General features: G+C 63.4%; 15 protein-coding genes. 8 read left to right on the top strand and 7 right to left on the bottom strand.

Annotated features, from left to right (window positions below):
• Positions 1 to 12: 12 nt before the first annotated feature.
• A complete protein-coding gene (locus R8L07_14595) occupies positions 13 to 1,401 on the bottom strand; it encodes a 3-deoxy-7-phosphoheptulonate synthase class II (GenBank protein ID MDW3206762.1) in 1,389 nt (462 codons plus the stop codon).
• Between the two features lie 197 nt (positions 1,402 to 1,598).
• Here R8L07_14595 and R8L07_14590 point away from each other — a divergent pair, with 197 nt between their 5' ends.
• The gene (locus R8L07_14590) at positions 1,599 to 1,841 is read left to right on the top strand and encodes a DUF3012 domain-containing protein (GenBank protein ID MDW3206761.1); all 243 of its coding nucleotides are present in this window, start codon (positions 1,599 to 1,601) and stop codon (positions 1,839 to 1,841) included.
• Positions 1,838 to 2,005: a DUF3012 domain-containing protein gene (locus R8L07_14585; GenBank protein ID MDW3206760.1), complete on the top strand. Its 168-nt coding sequence runs from the start codon at positions 1,838 to 1,840 to the stop codon at positions 2,003 to 2,005. Before R8L07_14590 ends, R8L07_14585 begins: the two co-directional genes overlap by 4 nt.
• Before the next feature lie 12 nt (positions 2,006 to 2,017).
• On the opposite strand, the gene gorA is transcribed toward R8L07_14585, so the two are convergent.
• Positions 2,018 to 3,394 (bottom strand): glutathione-disulfide reductase, encoded by a 1,377-nt coding sequence (gene gorA / locus R8L07_14580; protein MDW3206759.1) that lies wholly within the window; start codon positions 3,392 to 3,394, stop codon positions 2,018 to 2,020.
• 142 nt (positions 3,395 to 3,536) lie between these two features.
• On the opposite strand from gorA, the gene R8L07_14575 reads away from it, so the two are divergent.
• The 3 genes from R8L07_14575 to R8L07_14565 all read left to right on the top strand — a co-directional run bounded on the left by R8L07_14575 (position 3,537) and on the right by R8L07_14565 (position 5,180).
• A complete protein-coding gene (locus R8L07_14575; GenBank protein MDW3206758.1) occupies positions 3,537 to 3,854 on the top strand; it encodes a (2Fe-2S) ferredoxin domain-containing protein in 318 nt (105 codons plus the stop codon).
• Positions 3,855 to 3,863: 9 nt separating this feature from the next.
• Positions 3,864 to 4,292, top strand: a complete 429-nt coding sequence (locus R8L07_14570) for a hypothetical protein (protein ID MDW3206757.1) — start codon at positions 3,864 to 3,866, stop codon at positions 4,290 to 4,292.
• A gap of 84 nt (positions 4,293 to 4,376) precedes the next feature.
• Complete coding sequence (locus R8L07_14565) at positions 4,377 to 5,180, top strand: vWA domain-containing protein (protein MDW3206756.1); 804 nt, start codon at positions 4,377 to 4,379, stop codon at positions 5,178 to 5,180.
• Between the two features lie 84 nt (positions 5,181 to 5,264).
• On the opposite strand, the gene R8L07_14560 is transcribed toward R8L07_14565, so the two are convergent.
• From R8L07_14560 to folP, 3 genes are all read right to left on the bottom strand, one after another.
• Positions 5,265 to 5,570, bottom strand: coding sequence for a helix-turn-helix transcriptional regulator (locus R8L07_14560; GenBank protein MDW3206755.1), 306 nt, complete (start codon positions 5,568 to 5,570; stop codon positions 5,265 to 5,267).
• A gap of 294 nt (positions 5,571 to 5,864) precedes the next feature.
• Positions 5,865 to 6,362 (bottom strand): 2-amino-4-hydroxy-6-hydroxymethyldihydropteridine diphosphokinase, encoded by a 498-nt coding sequence (folK, locus tag R8L07_14555; GenBank protein ID MDW3206754.1) that lies wholly within the window; start codon positions 6,360 to 6,362, stop codon positions 5,865 to 5,867.
• Positions 6,359 to 7,261: a dihydropteroate synthase gene (gene folP / locus R8L07_14550; protein ID MDW3206753.1), complete on the bottom strand. Its 903-nt coding sequence runs from the start codon at positions 7,259 to 7,261 to the stop codon at positions 6,359 to 6,361. The genes folK and folP overlap by 4 nt, the downstream gene beginning before the upstream one ends.
• Before the next feature lie 176 nt (positions 7,262 to 7,437).
• Between folP and folB the strand changes: the two genes are divergently transcribed.
• Positions 7,438 to 7,866: a dihydroneopterin aldolase gene (gene folB / locus R8L07_14545; protein ID MDW3206752.1), complete on the top strand. Its 429-nt coding sequence runs from the start codon at positions 7,438 to 7,440 to the stop codon at positions 7,864 to 7,866.
• Positions 7,867 to 8,159: 293 nt separating this feature from the next.
• Complete coding sequence (locus R8L07_14540) at positions 8,160 to 11,078, top strand: ankyrin repeat domain-containing protein (protein MDW3206751.1); 2,919 nt, start codon at positions 8,160 to 8,162, stop codon at positions 11,076 to 11,078.
• An 18-nt stretch (positions 11,079 to 11,096) separates the two neighbouring features.
• On the opposite strand, the gene R8L07_14535 is transcribed toward R8L07_14540, so the two are convergent.
• Together R8L07_14535 and R8L07_14530 are read right to left on the bottom strand one after the other, a co-directional pair.
• Positions 11,097 to 12,251, bottom strand: coding sequence for an aminotransferase class I/II-fold pyridoxal phosphate-dependent enzyme (locus tag R8L07_14535; protein MDW3206750.1), 1,155 nt, complete (start codon positions 12,249 to 12,251; stop codon positions 11,097 to 11,099).
• 2 nt (positions 12,252 to 12,253) lie between these two features.
• Entirely contained in the window at positions 12,254 to 13,870 is a 1,617-nt protein-coding gene (locus tag R8L07_14530; protein MDW3206749.1) for a gamma-glutamyltransferase, read from the bottom strand.
• A gap of 104 nt (positions 13,871 to 13,974) precedes the next feature.
• On the opposite strand from R8L07_14530, the gene R8L07_14525 reads away from it, so the two are divergent.
• Entirely contained in the window at positions 13,975 to 15,369 is a 1,395-nt protein-coding gene (locus R8L07_14525) for a M48 family metalloprotease (GenBank protein ID MDW3206748.1), read from the top strand.
• The last annotated feature ends 50 nt before the right edge of the window (positions 15,370 to 15,419 follow it).

Raw genomic sequence — 15,419 nt, 5'->3', positions numbered from 1 at the left:
GGCGTCCCATGATTACTCGGCAGCCTCCGACGGGCGCAGGCGTCCCGCGGCACGACCGGCCTTCAGTTCCTCGGCGATCAGGAAGGCCAGTTCCAGCGCCTGAGCACCGTTCAGGCGCGGGTCACAATGCGTGTGGTAACGCGCCGACAGGTCGGAATCCGAAATTGCCTGCGCACCGCCCAGGCATTCGGTGACATCCTGACCGGTCATTTCGAAATGCACGCCGCCGGCATGCGTACCTTCGGCCTCATGCGCATCGAAGAACTGACGAACCTCGGCCAGAATCCGGTCGAACGGCCGCGTCTTGTAGCCGCTTTCCGACTTGATGACGTTGCCATGCATCGGATCGCAGGACCAGACGACCTTGCGGCCTTCCTGCTTCACGCGCCGCAGCAGGGCCGGCAGGTGATCCTGCACCTTGTCGCTCCCCATACGTGCGATCAGTGTCAGGCGACCCGCTTCGTTCTTCGGGTTCAGAATGTCGATCAGACGGATCAGTTCGTCCGGATCGGTCGACGGGCCGCATTTCATGCCAATCGGGTTTTCGACCCCGCGGCAGAATTCGATATGGGCCCCATCCGGCTGACGCGTACGGTCCCCGATCCAGATCATGTGGGCCGAACAATCGTACCAGCCTCCGGTGATGCTGTCGCGGCGGGTCAGCGCCTGCTCGTACCACAGCAACAGACCTTCATGACTGGTGTAGAACTCGGTCTCCGCGATCTGTGGCACCCGCTCCGACGTCAGGCCGCAAGCGGCCATGAAGCTGAGCGTTTCGTCTAGGCGGTCGGCCAGGGCCTGATAACGCTCACCCTGGGCGCTGTCCGCAACGAAATCCAAATTCCACTGATGCACCTGATGCAGATCGGCGAAGCCGCCCTGCGCAAAGGCGCGCAACAGGTTCAGTGTCGACGCGGCCTGATGGTAGGCGCGCAGCATGCGCGCCGGATCCGGCACACGATCGGCGTCGGTGAACTCGATCCCGTTGACGATATCGCCGCGGTAGCTGGGCAGTTCCTTGTCGCCTTGCTTCTCGGTCGGCGCCGAGCGCGGTTTTGCGAACTGCCCCGCCATGCGGCCGACCTTCACCACCGGGCAAGCCGCCCCGAAGGTCAGCACCACAGCCATCTGCAGCAGAACCTTGAATGTGTCGCGAATATTGTTCGCAGAGAATTCCGCGAAGCTCTCGGCACAATCCCCGCCCTGAAGCAGAAATGCGCGGCCTTCCGCAACCTCGGCAAGCGACGCTTTCAGCTTCCGCGCCTCGCCGGCAAATACCAAGGGCGGATTGGAGGCCAGTTCCGCCTCGATCGACTGCAGTTTCGATGCGTCGGGATACTCCGGCACCTGCAGGATCGGCTTTGTGCGCCAGCTTTCCGGGCTCCAGGTTCCGTGTGCCATTGTCCTAAACTCCAAAGTTCTCTCTTTCCCCGGCGGACGGCCCTATGCCGAATCATGGTCGGGGCGGGGGCCTGTTTTACGCGGTCACCGCAAGGTTTTCCACCGGTTATTCGGGAAATTGAGGTATTTACAACTTTCCCACATTCACGCCGATCCGGATTGGAACCTTCGGCAGAAACCGGGAACGGGATGGAAACATGAAACCTGGCGTCAAAATTGCCATTTGGGCCGGAATCGGGGCTGTTTCGGCCTATCTTGTATGGGAAGCCCTGCGTCCCGGCCCGCCGATGCCCGGCGACAAGCGCTGGTGCCAGGCAATCCGGGACAAGCCGCTGACAAACTGGACCGCCGAGGATGCGCGGGGGTTCGCCGAACAAAACTGCATGCGCTGGGATCTTCAGCCCCCGGACGCGAACAAGGAAGAAGGATCGAGCGGATGAAGAACAAGCTGGTAATCGGGACCGTTTTCCTGGCCGCACTGGTGCTGGCGGGCTGCGAGCCGAAGGTCGGCAGCCAGGAATGGTGCGACATGATGAAGGAACGCAATGCCGAGGACATCACGGCCAAGGAAGCCGCGGAGTTCGCCAAGCACTGCGTCCTGTAAGCGTCGGCCGGGTTATTCGGCGGCGGCCCTGGTCGGCCGCGCCGGCTCGCGCATCGTCACAAACTCCTCCGCACTGGTCGGATGAATGCCGACCGTGGCATCGAAGTCCGCCTTCGTCGCGCCCGCCTTCATGGCGACACCGAAGCCCTGGGTGATCTCACCGGCTTCCGGGCCGACCATATGCAGGCCGACGACCCGGTCGCTGGCCTTGTCGACGATCAACTTCATCAGGCTGCGCTCATCGCTGCCGGACAGCGTATGTTTCATCGGCCGGAATTCGGAACGATAGATCTCAATCTCGCCGTATTCCTTGCGGGCCTCTTCTTCGGTGAGGCCGACCGTGCCGATCGGCGGCTGACTGAACACCGCCGTCGGAATGTCGCGATAGCTCATCTTCCGCCCACCCTTGCCATAGGTATTATGGGCGAAAACCATGCCCTCTCCGATGGCGACAGGCGTCAGCGCGACGCGGTCAATGACGTCCCCCAGCGCATAGATCGACGGCACAGTGGTCTGGTAATCGTCGTTCACGACAATCGCGCCCGACTTCGTCATCTCGACGCCGGCCGCTTCCAGCCCCAGATCCTTCGTCTTAGGGGTTCGCCCAGTGGCATAGAGAATGGTATCCGCTTCCATCTCGGTCCCGTCCTCGAGCGTCGCAACCAGGGCGCCATCGGTCTTCTTCTCAACCGAGGCGATGTTCTTCTTGAACTGCAGGTCGATGCCCTTCTTGCGCACCTCGCCCGCCGTAAAATGACGGATATCCTCATCAAAACCGCGCAAAAAAAGCGGGCCGCGATACAGCTGTGTCACCGAAGCGCCCAACCCGTTGAAGATCCCCGCCAGTTCGACGGCAATGTAGCCGCCGCCGACAACGATGACCCGCTTCGGCAAATCGTCGAGATAGAAGAATTCGTTCGACGTGATCACATGCTCCTTGCCAGGAATGTCGGGTACGGACGGCCAGCCGCCGACAGCGACCAGAATGCGCTCGGCGGTGATCCGGCGTCCATCGACCTCGACCTCATGCGGCCCGGTGACGGTCGCGCGACCGTTGAACAGTTCGACACCGGCATTTTTCAGCAGATTGCCGTAGATGCCGTTCAGGCGGGAGATTTCGGTATTCTTCGCCTCGATCAGCTTCGACCAGTTGTGGGCCCGCGGGCCGACCGTCCAGCCGAACCCTGCCGCCTCATCGAAATCCTCGTGATAATGCGAGGCATAGACCATCAGCTTCTTCGGCACGCAGCCGACATTGACGCAGGTGCCGCCGAGATGCAGGTCCTCGGCAATGGCAACCTTCGCGCCGAGCGAAGACGACATGCGGCTGGCCCGGACCCCGCCGGAACCGGCACCGATGACAAACAGGTCGTACTCGTATTCGCTCATGTCGCGACTCGCTCCTATATGTTACTCAGGTCTCTGTAGTTGGATGGGAACATGGGGTAACGATCCCGCCGGGACAATAGCTGCAGTGCAACAACGCTGGTTCCGCGCGGGAACAAGGGAACGGTATAGAGCTCAATTGCCCATGGAACGTCGCTACACCAAAATGCGGATCTGCACCAATCTGAGGGCGGGCGACATCCTGCCGTCCTGTGGTGCACGGGGATCGAAGGAACTGGCCAAGGCACTTCGCAATGAGTTGGAGAAGCGCGGCGATTTCATACAGATGGAAACCGTCCACTGCCTGGGTCGCTGTCATATCGGCCCGACCATCAAGCTGCTGCCCGGCGGACCGTTTCTACAGGGCGCCCGCCCGGACCAGGCGGCGGAGTTGATGGATCTGCTGGAGACGGAAGACTATGACACGGCGGCCAAGACCTTCCCCGATCAACCGGCGGATTAGGACCATACCGTGTTGCACCCTGCCTTCATCGGACTTGTGATCACCCTCATGCTGCCTGCCGCTGCCTACGGGCAAAACCAGGCCCGGGATTTCCTGCGCCGAATTCCGGAGGTCGTGGAGCCCGAGCCCCATGGCGAGGTGCGATCGCGCACGGACGGATCGCAGATCAATTTCCCTGTCGACGCCCGGGAACTGCCCAGGAACCTTTCGGATACGCTTTCCGACGCCTGTTCACGGCTACGCTTCAATCAGCGACGGCAGGGCAAGTACTACGTGATCGTGGATCAGCAAAATGCCCCGCCCGTCCGCTACGGTTATGCGCAGGGCAACGGCCTCAACCTCTACGATCCGGAAAGGCTGAGCGGCCCGGAACAGGCCTATCTGTTCAGACTGGACGGGACCTCCGAATGCCGCGTCTACGTACTGGCCCTGCCCTGAACACACGCAATAACGCGAATGTGACAAGCCGCGCTGCCAGCCTTTCAATTGAACCCATTCCCATCGCGACCTAACATCCAGGTGATGAACAAGCGCCTGATCCTTGCCCTGTCAGCCTTTCTGGCGGCTACCGCCGTTCCGGCCGCCCCGTCATCGGCATTCCTTTGGGGCTCGGATGAGGAGACCGGTGCCGTCAAGGGAACGGGCCGAGAAGGGAAATGCGGCGCGACGGATCTGGTCATCGCCATCGACACGACGCATTCCATGGCGGCCGCCATCCGCGAGATGAAGCGGGAGGCGATCCGGCTTATCGATCTCGTATCGTTCGTATCGGCGGGCGATTTTCGCCTCGGCCTCGTCAGTTTTCGCGACACCGTACGCGTCGATGTCGATCTGGGATCCGTCGCCGATCCCGGGAAGGCGAAGGATGCGATCACCTGGGCGATCCGGCGGCTGCAAGCGGAAGGCGGCAATGGCGGCCCGGAGGCCAGCGATGAGGCCTTGCGCACCGCTGTCGTCGGGCTCAGTGCCGCCGACCGGGCGCAGGAGGGCGATTTCAGGGGCGAATGGCAGGCCCGCAGCCGCATTCTGGTCCTGATCACGGACAATCTGCCTGGCGGCTTCGACGATTCCTTTGACGAAGGGGTCGACGACGTCAACGCGCGGGAGATCACGACCGAGGCCCTGCGCCGCGACATCCGTATTTCATCCGTCTACATCCCGACCGCCGGCTTTCAATTGTCGCCGGATCCGCGCGTCATAGAAATCATGCGCGCCTATCCGCAACTGACCGGCGGGGTCTTTTCGGTAACCGAGGAATCCGGACGCGGCACCGCGGAGGCGATCGCGGATATCGTCGACCGATGCGGCATGCGTCCGCTGTCCTGATCATTTTCGGAAAGGCCCGGGAAAGACAAAAGGCCCCGCCGGTGCATCCGGTGGGGCCTTTCCGCAAGTCGATCCCGAAATGGATCAGGCAGCCAGTTTCAGCGCCGGGATTTCGGCACCGAACAGCGCCTCGTAGGCCTTCGGGTCGTAATGCTTCAGGCACAGTGCAGCGAATTCGGACGCGCTCATGCCCAGTTGCAGGCCCAGGGCCTTGTAGAACACGGACGGAACCGGGCGGCGGCCGGCTTCGACGTCGGCAATCCAGGCGACGGAAGGCAGCCCGGCCTGTTCGGCCAGTTCGGCCTTGGTGATCTCACGCGCCTTGCGCAGCGCGGCGATCTGATGGCCGCCTTCGACCCAGGGGCCGCGGATATCGGTGGTGTTGGTCATGTCATTCGGTCCTTCAGTTCGGTGGCGCGTGCCCTGTACCGGACCGCGCATGTGTCATTCGATTTACCGTAGCGGAACGGAGACTAGGCAGGCGGTTCTCAAAATTCGGTTAACGAAAGCCCATCGGGCGGCCGAAGCCGCCGTGAGTGGATCGCAACGCTAATCTGGAACCAGCCGCCGGGCCATCCCGTTCCCGGTGCTGTGCGACACATTATTGCAATGCACACATAACCGAACTGCAAAGTTCAGGACTCAGGCATGCAGCCAGCGCATAGCTCGTCCGCCGGCCCGGCGTCAGGCGATTTCCGGCTTGTCGACGACCACGACCGTGTCCCGACCCGGCACCACATCCAACAGGTCCCGAACGCTTTTCCCGGTAGTCGGGACAGGGTGATCCGGCACGATATCGGCCAATGGCGCCAACACGAAGGCCCGCTCCGCAATGCGCGGATGCGGCAGGACCAGTCTTTCCGTCTCAAGAACGGCGTCGCCATGAAACAGGATGTCGATATCGATGGCGCGCGGCCCGTTCACCACCGACGGTACCCGTCCGATCCGCGTCTCCAATGCCTTTACCTTGTCCAGCAGATCCAACGGAGCCAGATCGGTCACTGCCGATAGCGCCATGTTCAGAAAGGCGGGCTGATCCGTGACATACATCGGTGCAGTCTCATAGACCCGGGACAGGGTTACGGGTCCCAACAGGGCCCGGAGTTCCCGGATCGCCGTCGCCAGCATGCCTTCCCGATCGCCCAGATTGCTTCCCAGAGCCAGAACCACAACCCGGGTCATGCGGCATCTTCCGAATTCGCTCGGGCGGCACGACCGGCGGTAAGCATTGCCTCGGTCATGCGCACGACCTTGGCGTTCTCGGCGACATCATGGACGCGAACGATGGCAGCCCCGCGGGTCACGGCGAGCGCCGTCGTCGCCAGCGTCGTCTCCAGCCGGTCACCGGCCGGCAGATCCAGAACACGCCCCATGAAGCTCTTTCGGCTGGCGCCCAGCAGGACCGGGTAGCCGATGTCCCGCACCCGGTCGATCGCCTCGATCAGCGCCATGTTCTGAGCGGGCGTCTTGCCAAACCCGACGCCGGGATCGGCGTAGAGCCGCGCCGGGTCCAGTCCGCTTTCGACCGCATCCGCCATCATCCGCCGCATCTCGTCCAGCACGCATTCCAGGAAATTGTCGCCATAATCCGGCGCGACGTAGCTCCCCCCCAGGCGCCGATCGATATCGGCATGGCCCGGTTTGCTGCGATTGTGCATCAGGATCGCGGGGCATGCCGCCTCGACCACGACGCGCGCCATGTCGGGGTCCGCCTTCAACGCCCAGACATCGTTGACAATGTCCGCCCCGGCTTCCAGCGCAGCCGCCGCGACGCGCGCCTTATACGTATCGATCGATATTGCGACATCAGGCAGAACGTCGCGGATCGCCTGGATCACGGGAACCACACGCGCGGTTTCCTCATCTTCCGCGACAAGCTCGGCGCCGGGACGCGTGCTTTCGCCGCCGATGTCCAGAATATCGGCCCCGGTTTCAACGAAATGTTGCGCCTGCGCGACGGCAGCGGCCACGATGTCGCATTCTTTGCCTAGTCCGTCGCCGGAGAAGGAGTCCGGCGTCACATTCACGATACCCATTACAAGGCATCGCTGCGGGGCTTCGTTAAGGACGGTTCTGGACATCTTCAACTTTCCTGAAACCGAGCTTTTCTTGCCTTCGGGCCCGGTATGGGTAGTGTGCCGCTGTGACTGCGGAATTAGCCCGCGCGCCGGACTTTGCCAAGCCCGTCCGGACGGCGCGGACCGCAAAGGCAGGACAGAGAATACGGACGAGACGTTCAGGGGGAGAGGTAAAGAGGATGCGTGTGATTTCCGAATTGGCCCAGGCCTCCTATACCGTGGCGGAACAGGCCCCGGCCCCGCAGGACGTGACCTATCGCATTTCGGTTCGCGACCTGGACATCGCCTGGAGCATCGGCGTCTTCGATCACGAACATCATCGGATGCAGCCCATCCGCATCAACCTCGATCTCGAGGCCCTGCCTCTGGAAGACTGGAATGCGGACGACTATGACTGCGTTCCCTGCTATGCCCAGATCGCGGAACGAATCCAGCAGATGGCGGCCGAGGGCCACGTGAAACTGGTCGAAACCCTGGCCAGCCGGATTGCGGAAATGTGCCTTGAGGACGAACGTGTCCTGTCCGCCAGCGTGCGCGTTGAAAAGCCCGAAGCATTGTCCAACGCCGCCTTCGTCGGGGTCGAAGTCACCCGCGCCCGCCGACGCTGACCAGGCACCGCCGGGGACCCGATTCGCGAAAACGGCCCTGCGACGCGCCGGACGGAATTCCCCGCACACCGTCACTCCAGCCACTGAATCCCCGGATATCCGAGGTCTTCAGGCTCCATCCCCTGCCGCGATATATCCGAACCTTGCGTGGTTTCCGCCACAACATGTAGCTTTCAGCTGAGGAGATCGCGTCCTCGGTGTCGGTATGGCCGTACCCGCAGAGACGCGGAGATGGGGCAGGATACCGGCGCCGACGCGGCCGGACCGAGGACAAGACGGGCGGACGAAGAACCGTGGAACGGACTTTCTGGATACAAGGCCGGACAGGGCGCTACTGGCAGAACCTGGAAAGCTTGGACAGCGACCAGACGGCGATCGTGCGTCTCGGCGCGCTGATCAGTGAAGACCGTTATGACGAGTTGCGTCTGATCCAGGCCCAGGTCAACGCCATTACCGGTGAGACCGATTACACGAATATCGTGACCATTCGGGACGGCCAGGTCATCGATTCCCCGATGCTGCGCGCCCAACGCGACGCTGACTCCGCAGACGACAGCGAAGAGGCCCTCGAGTCCGACACCGCGGATCTCTCGCCCGAAGACCCGATCCCGGCGACCGATACGGAAGAGACCGTTTCGGAACCGCATCCGCAATTGAAGTTCTGGCCGACGCCGAAGCCGGAAAACATGCAGGGTCGGCTGGGGCTCACCGGTGAAACGCCCTGGGCCCCTGATGTCGAGGATCATGTCGGTGCGGCTTTCCCGGAGGAAGGCGCTCATGCCGCGCTTGGCCGTCCGCCTGTAGCCGGCACTCCCGCCTCCTCGGAGGCCTCGGCCGAAGCCGCACCCAAGTCACAGCGACGCAAGGCAACCTTCGTGCCGCATGTCACGGTCCATAGCGGCCCGCTGGACGACGACATCATGGCCGGCGGATGGAAGATTCCGCGCGACCTGGATGAAAAAGACATCGCACCGACGGAAAAGCGAAGTGAAGACGCCCTGCCGGTACGCCGCACGCCGGATGCCGAAACGTCCCAGCCGCCACTCCGCAGCGGCCTTACCGCCGATCCGGGTGGCCGGGACGCGTCGGCGGAACGCGGATCGCGGCGGTTCGGTCTGAAACGCTTCGGGGCGGCACGTCGGCAAACCGCCGCGGGGCAACCGGATTCGCGCGGCACGGGCCCGAACCGCGTTGCGTTGATGAGCGGTGTCTTCGCCGGAGCGCTGGCGACGGGTCTTGCCCTGTCTGCGATCAACCCGGATTTCGCGGGGCGCTTCTTTGCCGGCGTATCGGGACAGGTCGGCGATTTCCTGCCTAAGACGACCCTGATCGACGCCATCGCCAATGGCGATTTGCAGACCGTCCGGGCGCGACTGGCGGAAGGGACCGATCCGAATTCTCTGGATAGCGAGGGCAATCCGGCCCTGTTGCGCGCCGCGCGGGCCGGCAATCTCGCCGCCGTCAGCCTGCTGTTGCAGGCGGGTGCCGATCCGACCCTTCCGACGAAGGATGGTCGGTCGATACTGCACAGGATCGCCGCCGAAGGGCGCAGCCAGGCGCTGCAGCGCATGATCGACGCCGGAGCGCCGGTCGATCTGGCGGGGGGCGTTTACGGCTGCCTGACGCCGCTTGCCGTTGCCTCCGCCAATGGGCGTGTCCGTGCCGCTTCGCTGCTGGCCGAGCGGGGCGCATCCTTCGATCCTCAACGCGGATGCTCCGTCGGCCCGATGGAGATCGCCGCCGGCCACCCGCATGTACTGGCCCGGCTGGAACAGGTCCGCGCAGAGCGCGACGCCCTGCTGCTGGCAACGCGCAACACGGCCCCGCCGCCGGCAGAGCCCGACAAGAAGCTCGTGACCGCGCAGTTGGATCCACCCGCCCCGGCGCCTGCCCCGGCACCATCTCCGGCCATGGAGGCGCCGCCGGCACTCGAACCCGCAATCGAAGAAACCTCTGAAGCACCGAAGCCGGCCACCTCCGTGGTTTCTTCCGCCCCCGTCGCGCAATTCAGCATCCCCGACACGCCCCCGCCGGACGTATCGGTCACCCCGGAGATGGCAAACGCGGCCAAAGACCTGTCCGCCGCCATCAACGAGACGCTTGATCGGGATGCCCCCGCTCCGCCGCCGCAGCAGGTGGCGAATGTGGGAAGCGAATCCGGGGTATTCATGCCGCCGCCAAAGCCCGCACCGCCGGCGGCGCCGACCGATCCGCGTGTCTTCACCTCGCGTCTGAAGTCGGCCATCGATGCCGGCAATGAAGGCACTGTCGTCGCCCTTCTCGGCTCCCCGCCGCCCGGCTTCTCGCTGGACGATGCGAAATACGCCGTGGAAGACGGTTTCGGATCGGGCGTACGGACTGCCCTGGAACAGGCCGCGCTGAACGGGCAGGCGAACATCGTGCGACTGCTGGCCGATGACGGTGCATCGATCCCCCCGAAACTGATCCATCGGGTCGTGCAGCATGCCGACCGGCCGGAACTGGCCAGCATGTTGGGTGTGCTGCTGGAGGAAGGCGCCGATCCGAACGGTCTGTCCGACGGTCTGACCCCGTTGATGCGGGCATCGCTGCGTGGCGATCCGGAAACGGCCTATATGCTGATGGCATTCGGCGCCAATCCGAGCATCGTATCCGCCGATGGTCGCCTGGCCTCTGACTTCGCCCGGGAATCCGGACGGGCTGATCTGGAGGAACGCCTGGTTCTCGCCGCCAGCGAGCCGCAGTATCGCGATCTGATGATGGGGCTGAGCTGGTCCGACAATCTGGCCAGCGTCCGGGACCGGATCGAGGTCTGCAAGGATATCGGCGACGATTTCACGGCGTGCAAGTTGCGTGTCGACACCTGGCTGAAGGACGCGAAGGTCGTGGTCGCCCAGTTCGACCGCAAGGCATCGGACCGACTGGTCGCGATCCAGATCGACAGCCACCCGATCGCTTCGGTCTCAACAGCGGTTGCCAGTTTCGAAACGGCGCGCCGCTCCATTCAGGAGCGTGTTCCGGCCGGACATGCCGGCTTCGTCACGACTGATTTCGAAAGCAATGACACCCTGTTCCGGGATTTGAGACCGGAAGTGAACCAGGGCCGGTACTTCAGCTATTGGCCGGACCAGGATCGCCGTCGACCGGTGTTCATCCATCTGAAACTGGCAGGGCTGGACGACAATCGAGGCTTCTACCGGGTCGTTATCGGCAATCCGTTCCGCGCCAGCTGACGCAGTCCCGCCACCCGACTATCGCCAGTTTTTCAATGCCTCGGCGGCAGCGGCGACTTCTTCGGTCGTGCCAGCAAAAGAAAAACGCACGGTACGATTTCCTCGCACGGCGTCAAAATCCAGACCCGGCGTGATCGCGACCCCGGTTTCCCGAAGAATGCGGGCACAGAATTCCTGGCTGTCATTGGTGCGGTTGCCGACATCCGCATAGATGTAGAAGGCCCCGTCCGAGGGCGCCAAATCGCCGAACCCTGCCAGCGGCAGCTCCCGCAGCAAGAGGGCGCGATTGTCCGTGTAGCGCCGTAGATTGGCCTGTAATTCTTCATGACAGTCGAAGGCCGCAACGGCTGCGCGCTGGCTGAGTGTCGGCGGCGAGATGAACAGGTTCTGCGCCAGGCATTCCACCGGCCGGATCAGGTCTTCCGGCACGACCAACCAGCCAAGCCGCCAACCCGTCATCGAGAAATACTTCGAGAAACTGTTTACAACGACGGCGCCGGCATCCAGCTCCGCCGCGCTCGTGGCCGCCATGCCGTAGGTGATCCCGTGATAGATCTCGTCGGAGATGACCCGAATTCCGTGCCGGGCACAAAAATCCAGCAATTCCGACAGGGCCTCGCGGTCCAGCATGGTTCCCGTCGGATTGGATGGCGACGCAACGATCAGACCGTGGACCGGCCCGTCCTGCATGGCCCGCTCCAGCAGGGCCGGTGTCGGCTGGAACCGCTCGTCCGGACCGGCGGGCAGCATGACCGGATCGATGCCTAGCGCGTTGAGAATGTGACGATAACAGGGGTATCCCGGCGCCGCGAGGGCCACACGATCGCCAGGATCGAACGCCGCCAGGAAACTCAGGATAAATCCACCCGAGGACCCCGTCGTCACGACGATGCGATCCTCCGGCACCGTCAGGCCGTATTCCGACTGGTAGTGGCCGGCAATTGCCTCCCGCAGCTCCGGAATTCCCAGCGCGACCGTATAGCCGATCCTGTCGGTATCCAGCGCCCTGTGTGCCGCCTCGATCACACCGCGGGGCGCGGATGTACCGGGCTGGCCGACCTCCAGATGGTAAACCGCATCGCCGGACCGCTCCCGCTCTACGGCAGCACGCATGACTTCCATCACCATGAAGGCAGGAATGCTGCCCCGGCTCCCGACCTTCAAGCCTGCCATGGTCAGTTGGCACCTTCCGAATAGGGCGACAGACCATTCCCGCGCGGATCATGGACCACGCCGCAGACAGCCTCCCTGGTCCGGTCCGGATGAATGCCGAGCGGGCAATGGACCGCGTTGACCTTGCCCTGCCACGTCAAACGGGAGACCGGGTGTCCCTTCGCCTGCAAATCGGCCGCCAGGTCGTCCCCATTCTCGGTTTCCACCAGCACGGTGTCGGGTGAATCCACGGCCAGAATGCGCGGCTTCGCGATTGCCTGATCCAGCTTTACATCGGCGAGCAGCGTATCGGCCATGACCTGAATGACACCTGCCGGCGCCAGCGGACCGCCACCGGACGCAATGGCGAACTTGAAACGCAGATTGTTGCTGTTGACAGCGATCGCCGGGCCCAGCCCCAGCGGATTGCGCCCGCGCAGACCCGGCGCGGCGGCCAGCAGAATGCCGGTGTCTCCGGCAATGCGGCCCGTACCGAATGGATTATAGAGCGACAGGTTGCAGGCGACCGACATGCCGCCGGAATCCAACACGACAAAGCCCGTCCCGGATATGACTTCCACCAGTTGTCGTCCCTGCGGGTCCAGCTCGCGCCCGGGCGTCGCCCGGTTCGCATCGTAACCGGCCATCAAGCCGCGCACCCGGTTCGGCGCGACGACCTCTTCCAGGGGGATCGAAGTGGTGAAACCGGGCGCAATCCAGTTCTTTCGGTCTGCCCCGGCCCGCTTCATGACCTCCGCCAGAATATGGGCCCGCTCCTGTTCACTTGCCTCGGCATAGAAGTCACTTTCGACAAGTAGACGCCACATATTGGCCAGCATCGGCCCGGCGGCCGCGGGCGGCGGTGCGAAATGCATTTCGTCATCGCCATAGGGCACGATAATGGGAAGACGGAGCTCCGGCGTGTAGCTGTTCAATTCCTCGTAGGACAGGGTGCCGCCCGCCTCGTGCACGCCTTCCAGGATCCGGCGCGCCAGTCGACCGGAATAGACGACGCCCGCCCCGCCGGCGCGGATCTGCCCCAACGTTCCAGCGAGATCCGGCTGTATCAGCTTTTGGCCTTCCCCAAGCAATCGACCATTAGGCGCGAAAACAGCACGCACACTGGGTTCGCGGTACAACGGATCGGCCGCCCGGGCCAGCTCCTTGGCAAACGCGCGTGAAACCTGGAAACCCAGCCGTGCCAGTCGCTCGGACGGCGACACAACGCTGCGCCACGGCAAACGGCCATAGCGGGCGTGCAGCGCCGCCATGCCACGCGGCAATGTCGGGATGGCGGACGGACGATCGCCACGACCGCCTGTGCCTGCGGGCGGAATGAAGTCAATGACCTCACTGAGGCCCAGACGAGAATCGTTGACGATGCAGACCCCGCCACCGCCAATGCTCACCGCCGACGGGTAGGTGACGGACAGCGCGAAAGAGATCGCCGTCGCCGCATCCGCCGCCGATCCGCCGGAGGTCAGGATATCCCGGCCGATCAGGGCCGCAATCGGCTCGTCGACAGCCAGGCCGCCGTAGAATCCCTGAATATAGCCGATATCACCGTATTGCGGCTCCTCTGAACTGCCGCCGCAGGCCGACAGGGCAAGGACCCCGGAAAGGACAACCCCTGCGCGCAACGCGGCGAATGCAGGTTTGAACCGACCGGCCGGGCACACTACGTTAAGGGTCTTACAGGCCGCCGAGACGGTCATTTTTCTCACGGTTGGAGCATCGAACAAGGATGCGGACCCTCCTAAATTCCTGGCGCGAACGGCTGCAACGCACCCGCGCCGCCGCGTTGTTCAGCTTGATGTTGGCTGGCGCTGTCGGCGCCGCGGGCGCGAGTGTGCCCGGATCGGCCGCCCATGCGCAAGGCCGCGATATCTCCTTCGTCCGGGATACGGAGATCGAAAACACGATCCGCTACTACCTGCAACCCATCTATGAAGCGGCGGGTGTAGACGGATCATCGGTGCGCATTCATCTGATCAAGGATGACCGCCTGAACGCCTTTGTCGCGAACGGACAGCGTATTTTCGTCAATACCGGGCTGCTGGCCCGAGCCGATTCGCCGGACCAGGTGATCGGGGTGCTGGCGCACGAACTGGGTCACATCACCGGCGGGCATCTGTCACAATTCAAGGACAACATCGAAAACGCCCAGACCATGGCAATTGCAGGAATGCTGCTTGGTCTGGGGGCGGCACTCGCGACCGGTGACGGGCAGGCCGCGGCGGCCGGTACGCTGCTGGGTCAGCAGGTCGGCGAACGCTCCTTCCTGCAATACACCCGCGCCAACGAGCAAGCCGCGGACCAGGCGGCTGTCACCTATATGGACGATGCGGGTATTTCATCCCGCGGCCTGGTCGAGTTCATGAAGGTGCTGCAGGAACAGGACAAGCTGTACAGTGCCGGGGCGAACCCCTACACACGGACGCACCCGCTGACCCAGGACCGCATCACCTTTCTGGAAAATCATGTCCAGAACTCCAAGGCGACCGGTAACGAGTTGCCCTTTGAGTTCCAATTGGTCCACGCCCGGATGCGCGCCAAGCTGGCTGGCTATCTGAAGCCACAGGACACGATCGACCGTTTCCCGCCCTCCGATACGTCCCCGCCGGCCCGCTATGCCCGGTCCATCGCCTATATGGAGCTCTTCAAGACCGACAAGGCCCTGGCGGAGATCGATGTCCTGTTGAGCGAGAGTCCCGAAGACCCGTTCTTCTGGGAGACGAAAGGCGACATCTATCGACGGGCAGGCGATCTGACCAAATCGGCGGACGCCTACCGAAAGGCTGTGGAAATTCTGCCCTGGGCGTCGTTGATCCGGGCCAACCTGGCCCAGGTTCTCCTGGAAAGCGGCAATCCCGATGCACTGCCGGAAGCCCTCGACAATGCCAATGTCGCTGTCGGCTACGAACCGAACATGATCCGTGCCTGGAACCTGAAGGGGCAGGCGCACCAACGTTTGGGCGATACCGGCATGGTTTACCTGACCCAGGCGGAGGTTGCGCTCCGCACCGGAGAGAAAGCCCAGGCCAAGGTACTGGCCAAGCGCGCCATGGAAACTCTTCCGGAGGGATCCGCATCCTGGCTTCAGGCACAGGACATCTCGTATCGCGCCGACGGCAAGTAAGGTGGGCGCTGACCCGGCGCCAAACGCCGTTCAACGGCAATGACGATGGC

The sequence above is a fragment of the Alphaproteobacteria bacterium genome (assembly GCA_033344895.1).
Taxonomy (GTDB): domain Bacteria; phylum Pseudomonadota; class Alphaproteobacteria; order UBA8366; family Aestuariispiraceae; genus Pacificispira.
Note: the sequence above shows the minus strand (reverse complement) of the source record. Positions and strands in the feature narration are given on the sequence as shown.

Bases quoted from the DNA above. Each gene is read 5' to 3' on its own strand.
- R8L07_14595 (MDW3206762.1), bottom strand. From the start codon at position 1,401: ATGGCACACGGAACCTGGAGCCCGGAAAGCTGGCGCACAAAGCCGATC.
- R8L07_14525 (MDW3206748.1), top strand. From the start codon at position 13,975: ATGCGGACCCTCCTAAATTCCTGGCGCGAACGGCTGCAACGCACCCGC.
- folB (MDW3206752.1), top strand. From the start codon at position 7,438: ATGCGTGTGATTTCCGAATTGGCCCAGGCCTCCTATACCGTGGCGGAA.
- R8L07_14535 (MDW3206750.1), bottom strand. From the start codon at position 12,251: ATGGCAGGCTTGAAGGTCGGGAGCCGGGGCAGCATTCCTGCCTTCATG.
- R8L07_14560 (MDW3206755.1), bottom strand. From the start codon at position 5,570: ATGACCAACACCACCGATATCCGCGGCCCCTGGGTCGAAGGCGGCCAT.
- R8L07_14565 (MDW3206756.1), top strand. From the start codon at position 4,377: ATGAACAAGCGCCTGATCCTTGCCCTGTCAGCCTTTCTGGCGGCTACC.
- gorA (MDW3206759.1), bottom strand. From the start codon at position 3,394: ATGAGCGAATACGAGTACGACCTGTTTGTCATCGGTGCCGGTTCCGGC.
- R8L07_14585 (MDW3206760.1), top strand. From the start codon at position 1,838: ATGAAGAACAAGCTGGTAATCGGGACCGTTTTCCTGGCCGCACTGGTG.
- folK (MDW3206754.1), bottom strand. From the start codon at position 6,362: ATGACCCGGGTTGTGGTTCTGGCTCTGGGAAGCAATCTGGGCGATCGG.
- R8L07_14590 (MDW3206761.1), top strand. From the start codon at position 1,599: ATGAAACCTGGCGTCAAAATTGCCATTTGGGCCGGAATCGGGGCTGTT.
- R8L07_14575 (MDW3206758.1), top strand. From the start codon at position 3,537: ATGGAACGTCGCTACACCAAAATGCGGATCTGCACCAATCTGAGGGCG.
- folP (MDW3206753.1), bottom strand. From the start codon at position 7,261: ATGTCCAGAACCGTCCTTAACGAAGCCCCGCAGCGATGCCTTGTAATG.